Origin of the sequence: Levilactobacillus hammesii DSM 16381, assembly GCF_001434395.1 — a bacterium.
GTDB lineage: Bacteria > Bacillota > Bacilli > Lactobacillales > Lactobacillaceae > Levilactobacillus > Levilactobacillus hammesii.
Map to the genome: position 1 here is coordinate 266,797 of NZ_AZFS01000064.1, position 7,012 is coordinate 273,808.

The 7,012-nt window shown below is 51.5% G+C and carries 8 protein-coding genes, 1 pseudogene and 1 riboswitch; of the genes and pseudogenes, 6 read left to right on the plus strand and 3 right to left on the minus strand.

What is annotated here, in order from left to right; translation table 11 throughout:
- Nucleotides 1-5: 5 nt before the first annotated feature.
- The gene (locus FD28_RS11670) at nucleotides 6-1,376 is read right to left on the minus strand and encodes a nucleobase:cation symporter-2 family protein (protein WP_057735216.1); all 1,371 of its coding nucleotides are present in this window, start codon (nucleotides 1,374-1,376) and stop codon (nucleotides 6-8) included.
- 127 nt (nucleotides 1,377-1,503) lie between these two features.
- Nucleotides 1,504-1,602: riboswitch (purine riboswitch) on the minus strand.
- Between the two features lie 58 nt (nucleotides 1,603-1,660).
- The gene (locus tag FD28_RS13275) at nucleotides 1,661-1,810 is read right to left on the minus strand and encodes a hypothetical protein (RefSeq protein WP_157059894.1); all 150 of its coding nucleotides are present in this window, start codon (nucleotides 1,808-1,810) and stop codon (nucleotides 1,661-1,663) included.
- A gap of 93 nt (nucleotides 1,811-1,903) precedes the next feature.
- Between FD28_RS13275 and FD28_RS11675 the strand changes: the two genes are divergently transcribed.
- The 5 genes and pseudogenes from FD28_RS11675 (at nucleotide 1,904) to FD28_RS11690 (ending at nucleotide 5,286) form a co-directional block, all read left to right on the plus strand.
- Entirely contained in the window at nucleotides 1,904-2,878 is a 975-nt protein-coding gene (locus FD28_RS11675; RefSeq protein WP_057735217.1) for an asparaginase, read from the plus strand.
- Nucleotides 2,879-2,999: 121 nt separating this feature from the next.
- Nucleotides 3,000-4,166 (plus strand): hypothetical protein, encoded by a 1,167-nt coding sequence (locus FD28_RS11680; protein WP_191982175.1) that lies wholly within the window; start codon nucleotides 3,000-3,002, stop codon nucleotides 4,164-4,166.
- Between the two features lie 12 nt (nucleotides 4,167-4,178).
- Entirely contained in the window at nucleotides 4,179-4,508 is a 330-nt protein-coding gene (locus FD28_RS11685) for a hypothetical protein (RefSeq protein WP_057735218.1), read from the plus strand.
- Between the two features lie 33 nt (nucleotides 4,509-4,541).
- Nucleotides 4,542-4,769 (plus strand): annotated as a pseudogene (locus tag FD28_RS13585) (hypothetical protein); the annotation flags it as partial.
- Nucleotides 4,770-4,773: 4 nt separating this feature from the next.
- A complete protein-coding gene (locus tag FD28_RS11690; RefSeq protein WP_057735219.1) occupies nucleotides 4,774-5,286 on the plus strand; it encodes an O-acetyl-ADP-ribose deacetylase in 513 nt (170 codons plus the stop codon).
- A gap of 471 nt (nucleotides 5,287-5,757) precedes the next feature.
- Here FD28_RS11690 and FD28_RS11700 read toward each other — a convergent pair whose 3' ends face one another.
- A complete protein-coding gene (locus FD28_RS11700; protein ID WP_057735221.1) occupies nucleotides 5,758-5,952 on the minus strand; it encodes an LBP_cg2779 family protein in 195 nt (64 codons plus the stop codon).
- A 265-nt stretch (nucleotides 5,953-6,217) separates the two neighbouring features.
- Between FD28_RS11700 and FD28_RS13285 the strand changes: the two genes are divergently transcribed.
- Entirely contained in the window at nucleotides 6,218-6,388 is a 171-nt protein-coding gene (locus tag FD28_RS13285) for a hypothetical protein (protein ID WP_157059895.1), read from the plus strand.
- Nucleotides 6,389-7,012 lie beyond the last annotated feature (624 nt).

Here is a 7,012-nt window from a genome sequence, read left to right on the forward strand (position 1 = left end):
AAGCGTTATTTATGTTGCGGTTGCGCCGTGGTGGTCACCTGAGCTTGCGCCGGTGAAGCCGCACGGTGCGGCCGCATGTTGAACACAATATTTAAGAGAACTGCGGAAAAGCTTCCGATCACGACCCCGTTGTTCATCACGATTTGCAGGGATTGTGGAAGTGCTTGGAAAATCTGGGGGTAGACGGTGACGCCCAGCCCCAACCCAATGGAGATGGCCGAGACCAGGAGATTGTTGTTGTCCTTGAAGTCAACCTGTTGGAGCATCCGAATCCCTTGGACGCCAACCATCCCAAACATCACAATCATGGCGCCGCCGAGGACGGCACTGGGAATGACGGTGGCTAGGGCGCCAATCTTGGGTAACAAGCCCAATAGCATGAGGAACAGTGCTGAAAAATACAGTGGCTTGCGCGTCTTAACGCCTGACAGTTGCACAACCCCCACGTTTTCGGAGAAGGTGGAGTAAGGGAACGTGTTGAACAGGCCGCCCAAAATCACGGCAATTCCTTCGGCCCGGTAGCCGCGCTTCAGATCCTGTTCGCCAATCTTGCGCCCGGTAATCTCACCGAGGGCGAAGAAGACCCCCGTTGACTCGACCATCGTGGTTAAGGAGACCAAAATCATCGTCAGAATCGACGACCATTCGAACTTGGGGGCACCGAAGTAGAAGAATTGGGGGAGGTGGAACCAGCTGGCTTGGCCCACGGCTTTGAGCGAAACCATACCCATGGCACCGGCAATGAAGGTGCCAATCAGGATCCCAGCTAGGATGGCAAGCGACTTTAGGAAACCCTTCGCGAAGGCGTTTAAGCCCAGGATGATTCCCATCGTCAGAAAGCCGACTAGGAGCATCTTGGGATCGCCAAAGTTCTTAGCCGTGGCGTCGCCCCCACCGAGATCCTGAAAACCAACAGGAATCAGCGTGAAGCCGATAATGGTAATCAATGAGCCGGTCACAACGGGCGGGAAGAAGTGCTTGATCTTCGAGAACCAACCGGCACTTAAGAAGACGAAGATCCCGGCGCTGATAATCGCGCCGTACATGACGCCCACGCCGTATTGATTACCGATGGCGCTCAGTGGTGTGACGGCCTGGACCGCACAGCCAAGAACGACGGGCAAGCCGATCCCCGTGAGAGGGGTCCGCTTGAGTTGGAGAAGGGTTGCAACCCCACACATGAAGATATCCGCGCTGATTAAGTAAGCCATTTGCATGGCGTTGAAGTGAAGCGCGCCCCCGATCAGTAAGGGGACGATGACGTCACCGGAATACATGGCTAATAAATGCTGAAAACCGAGAATCGCCGCGCGCCACGTGGATAGGGCGGGGGCTTTTTCTGATGACGACGGTGTTGCGGACTTAGTGGACTGCAAGAAAAGTTCCTCCTTCTCGTGATGTCCATACGCCGCCAAGAAACCGATTGAAAACAAAAAGGCTCCCTTTGCAAAAAAGGGGCCTTTGAAAACTCTACCGACGAACTCTTTTCATCGGCAAAAAGAGTTTCGTCCTCAATTTGCTTATAGTCCAGAATTTACGGTTCTGGGTAGAAACTCGCCAACCTTATCTTGGCATTATATAGGCAATCACTTATTTTTTTAATGGAATGTTGATTACTTTACCACGGGAAAAAGGAAAAAACAACACCCCGTCGACTTTTCTAATGCCGCTGCCATAGTTTCTTGAAAATCCCGGTAAACCAAGCCATTAAAGGCCCCCAGTCCGCGACGCCACCGGAGTTACTGTACTTTTTAGGGTGAACGACCACGCCAGGACGGTAGGGTTTAGCGCTTTCATCTTTTTTTGCCATTTTTCCGAACATCCTTTCCTAATTCTAACTAAATTCTACAGCAAATAAGGTACAATGTGGGAAAGAAATCTTTTGTGAAGGAAGTTGACGGTAATGAAGAAAATTTTGGCCATCCATACCGGTGGTACCATTTCGATGTCTCAAAATGAAAAGGGCGAGGTCGTCCCCAATGCGGAGAACCCCATCGCCCAACAGGAAACGATCATGGAAGGCCGCGTGGAACTGATCACAGACGAGCTGTTTAATCTCCCGTCACCCCACATGACTCCGGTTGAAATGCTGAAGATTAAGCAACGGATTAATCAGGGCGAAAAGGAAGGCATCGACGGCGTCGTGATCACCCACGGAACCGATACACTGGAAGAAACGGCCTACTTCCTCGATCTGACCCTGCCCAGCACCATTCCCGTCGTTGTGACGGGGGCTATGCGCTCGTCTAACGAGGTTGGGTCCGACGGCTTATACAATTTTCAGACGGCGATCGAAGTGGCCGCAGACGATGCCTCACGGGGCAATGGCGTCATGGTCGTGATGAACGACGAGATTCACACGGCCCGTTACGTGACGAAGACCCATACCACCAACGTTGCCACCTTCCGGACGCCGACTTTTGGCCCCATCGGACTGGTTGCCAAGGGTCACCCGATCTACTTCCAACAGTTGATTCGAGAAGATACCTGCGACATTGATCACGTGGTTGACCACGTCTACTTGCTGAAGGCCTACGCGGGGATGGATGCCAGCCTGTTTGACGCGTTGAACAATGACCAGACGGCCGGGATTGTTATCGAAGGTTTAGGTGCGGGGAATTTACCGCCAGTTACCTTACCAGCCGTTCAACGGCTTCTGGATCACCACATTCCGCTGGTTCTAGTCTCCCGGTGTTATAATGGCGTTGCCGAGGACATCTACGATTACCAGGGTGGGGGCATCGAACTCCGCAAGATGGGGTTGATGCTGTGTCAAGGCTTAAACGGTCAAAAGGCACGGATCAAACTACTCGTTGGCCTCAGCGCAGGCTTACAGGGAGAACGGCTCACGGAGTATCTGAGTACGGCCGTTTCTTAAGCGAAATTTGGTGGCGGTTCACGAGCTATTTTAAGCAAGATATGATAAGCTTTTCAGAACAGTAGAAATAAGCTAAGACTGCGGCTAGGCCGTGTGCTTAGCAGATAAAAAGGGGGTCGTCATGTTGAATTCGATTATGAATGATTTAAACCGGGCGTTGGCGCAACACATACTGGTCAATGTTTACCAGACCAACCAAGAAGTTGTGTATACCGGCTACGTGACGGCGGTTAGCGAGAACGGAATTATCCTCGCCACGTTTGACGACTTTGGGTTGCCGGACGGTGCCGTATTCCTCGCCATTGAGGTCATCGATGAAGTGGAGTTTTCCAGCGACGATTTGGATAACATGGCTTTTCGAATCCAGACCGCTCAGGAAGAAGACTTTATTCAGGCCGGTGGGCTCACCATGCAGTTTGACGGGCAGCGCGATTTACGCCGCCAAGTATTGAGCCACGCGTGGGTTGACCACTTGGTTGTCATGTTGGTGGTTAAAGATGATGAGCACTTCTATGAGGGGCTGGTCACCAGTGTCGCGGCCGATCAAGTCACGATTCAGTTATTGAATAAATTTGATTATTCGGATCAGCCCGTTTTCACGCTAAATCCCGATCAACTGGAAGTGATTGAATTTCAGGGGAAGGAATTAACGTTGCAGGGGATTGCGGCCCCACATTTGCGCAAGCTCTCACACGTGGCGACCAAGGAAGTCACGGATGCTAAGCTCATACCGGAGACATTGCAGCAACTGGTTGGTCATGAGTCGTTAGTTGCGCTAGTGCCCAGCCACGATAAGGAGCTCTTCTTCGTGGGCCGGATTAACGTGGTCACCCAGAACGCGGTGATCATGAACCTGATTGACATGACCGGGCAATTTGGCGGGTACACGTTGATGCGCCTGACTGAGCTGCACGCGGTCGTGATTGAATCGGATTACCTGCAAACGATGCGGCTCTTCTCACTGCTCAACCAAGCGCGGCAACATCAGATTCAGCCGGTCCTCAATGACGAGCGGTTGTTCGATCCGACGGTTGATCAGTTTAGCGCACGCTTGACCCAAGCCGCCGCCTTCCGCACCATTATGCGGTTGAAGTTGCACGATAACACCGCGCTGTTGGGCTACCCGAGCCAGGTGGGGGGCGAGCGGTTCATTTTCCATGAAGTGGAAGATAACCAGCTGGATCAAGTGGGCAAGGTTTACCGCATCAGCGATATTGATGAGATTGCCTTTGGCTACTTGGATGCCTACCTGGTAGAGCGTCAATTGCGTGTAGAAGGCGACCTTTAAGGAGTTTTAACCATGAAAGCCAAAAAGATGCCTCGCTGGCTTCGCGACACCCTTTCGGTGGTGGGCGCCATGTCAGTTCTGTTGATTGCTTATAATCTATTTGTTGTGAAACACGCGGACTGGTCACTAGTGCCCGTTCAGATTGTGCTGGCATTATTGGCCGTCGGGGTGTGGAGCTTCCTGAGTTATCGCAGTCGTGAAAGACGACAGGCGGCCGCGCAAAAGCAAGCCGAAGCCGCTGAACGGCGCGCTGAAGAACAACGGCAGGCCGCTTTGCGAGAAGTCGGTCACGCCAAGGCACGGCGTCAGCGAAATCAGCAACATCAGCAGCGACCAAAGTAGGAGGCAATCATGGCTTAAGACTTAAAATTCTGTCCACACTGTGGCGCAGCGGTTGCGGCAACGGATGAACGATGTCCCAAGTGTCACACGGATCTTCGTCCCTTTCGCGCAACGGCGCCCCAGCCGGATCAGCAGAAATTAAATTTATCGGCGCTTTATGCCAATCCATATCGGGAGGGCATGAAACGGTTAAAAGCACGTGAGTCGACCGGGCAGCCACCGAAGAAACAGCGGTGGCACTGGCCGTGGTCAAAGGAGTGAGTACATGGCAAAGTTTACGGTGATTCATGGTGACATTACAGAGAGTCACGTTGACGCCATTGTTAACGCTGCAAACACCACGTTGTTAGGTGGCGGTGGCGTTGACGGGGCCATCCATCGCGCAGCGGGTCCAGAGTTATTTAAGGCGTGTGTGCCCTTCAATGGTTGTCCAACCGGTGAGGCACGGATGACGCCGGGATTCAAGTTGCCCGCTAAGTGGGTCATTCACACGCCGGGGCCCGTTTGGCACGGGGGTGACCGGCATGAGGCCGAGTTATTGGCGGCCTGCTATCAGAATAGTCTGGATCTGGCCAATCGACAGAACTGCCAGACGGTGGACTTTCCGTCGATTAGCACCGGCGTTTACGGCTACCCATTGGAAGAAGCGGCGGCGGTAGCGACACAGACGATTGCCACCGTTCTAGCACACACCACGACGGTTCAGTCGGTGCGGTTAGTGGCGTTTGATGAAACCACGGCGGCGGCTTACCGAACGGCGTGGGAAAAAATGCAATAAAAAAAGAGTGCGCCAAGGGGCGGTTAGATCCTGAGCATTAACGTCATAAGGAGAAAAATCCCGGGTTTGGATTATTCTTCTTATGGGGTTAAGCGCAGGGATCTGCCCCTTGGCGCACGTTTCGTCTATATAAGATTAGAGCGACTATCTCTGAGCATTAACGTCATAAGGGGAAAAATCCTGGGTTTGGATTATTCTCCTTATGGGGTTAAGCGCAAGGATCTGCCTTCTGTCCCACGTTTCGTCTATATAGGGTTAGAGACACTATTCCTGAGCATTACCGTTATTAAGGTAAAAATCCCGGGTTTGGATGGTTACCTTAATGGTGTTAAGCGGAGCTGGCTGCCCCTTGGCGCACGTTTCGTCTATATACGGTTAGCGCGCAAAAAAAGAGCCTGGGAGTTTCGTCCCAGACTCACTTGTCTTGATCACATTGACAACAGAATTTGTAAACCGACTTGATTAAGCGGCTTAGTTTGGCTTGCTGGCGATCAGGCTCTTTAGGGAACTTTGCTCGTCGCTCGTTGGGGCCAATTCACCCGACTTGATGGCGTGGTACTTTTCAACCGAAATGCGAGAGCCGAAGGCCATTTCGCCATCAGTCTTATCATATTTCTTTTGGTAGGCGATGATTGCTTCAGCAAGATCATTTAATTCTTGATTCATTAATATCCCTCCAAATGATAATCCAAATTACTGCTTACGTTTATTATACCGAAGTTTTGCAAAAGCGGTGAAATAACCATCGATATCTGTAATTTTTTTTGCATTCTACTTGATGAACGGGCTAAAATTGCGTAAACTTATACCCAATATAACAATTACTGTCGATTTAGTTAGGAAATTGTTAACGCAATTTGGTCAACTTGTCATGGCTTTGTGACATTCATGTTCTAAGCTGAGCGGTAAGAATGACTGACGAGGTGACAGGATGAATTTAAGACGTGTAATTTCCAGTTTGACCCTGGCTGTGGTAATCTTAGCTATTGTGAGTGGCGTTTCCTGGTTTACCATGGGCAAACGCACTATCACGAACGTGACCACCCATCCTGAAGCGGTCAGTGTGACTCGAACGCACGCTTCACAGATTCGGGTCAAATAATTGCGGGGACCTCTCCGCCACCGGGGCCGGGCAACCGGCTGTTCCAATCTAACTATTGGTAATCATATTGATTACATGACTACAGTCTCTTGTAGTTTATCAAGCGGGGAAACAGGCTAACTTCGGTTAGTCTGTTTCTTTTTGTGCTGAAAACCTTTTTTGAACACGGTTTTTTACCTGAAATAATGGCTGAGAATGGTCACCTGCGGCTGCCAGGGCAAGTCTAACTTCTCATGGAATGTGCGATTGATTTGCCGCCTTACCGTTCGCCAAATTTTGGGCTGGAACGCGGTGGGCAGGACGGTCAGAGCCTGAGGAGCGGTCTCTGACCTCGCTTTGAACCGGCAGCCCACGTTTCAAAGTCGCCATTTCCCAAGAAAGTCACTTGGAAAATCCCACGGCTGAGCCCAAATTTGGTTCACTCACGGCTCCACAGTGTGTTGCCAAAGGCTTGGACTTAATGCGTGATCAGCCAGTCGTGTTTCGGTCGATGTTAGGGGGAATCATCCGTGAAACCGGAGGAGGCCAGGAATGGAGGCAGCCGTGACGACGGTGTTAGCCGATGCCCTTCGGCTTACAGCGTGGGACGTGTTTGGAGACCGGTGAACTTTGCCGGGCTTCAAA

Coding starts and splice junctions, on each gene's coding strand:
- FD28_RS13275 (WP_157059894.1), bottom strand. CDS start 1,810: ATGGCAAAAAAAGATGAAAGCGCTAAACCCTACCGTCCTGGCGTGGTC.
- FD28_RS11675 (WP_057735217.1), top strand. CDS start 1,904: ATGAAGAAAATTTTGGCCATCCATACCGGTGGTACCATTTCGATGTCT.
- FD28_RS11680 (WP_191982175.1), top strand. CDS start 3,000: ATGTTGAATTCGATTATGAATGATTTAAACCGGGCGTTGGCGCAACAC.
- FD28_RS11685 (WP_057735218.1), top strand. CDS start 4,179: ATGAAAGCCAAAAAGATGCCTCGCTGGCTTCGCGACACCCTTTCGGTG.
- FD28_RS11690 (WP_057735219.1), top strand. CDS start 4,774: ATGGCAAAGTTTACGGTGATTCATGGTGACATTACAGAGAGTCACGTT.
- FD28_RS11700 (WP_057735221.1), bottom strand. CDS start 5,952: ATGAATCAAGAATTAAATGATCTTGCTGAAGCAATCATCGCCTACCAA.
- FD28_RS13285 (WP_157059895.1), top strand. CDS start 6,218: ATGAATTTAAGACGTGTAATTTCCAGTTTGACCCTGGCTGTGGTAATC.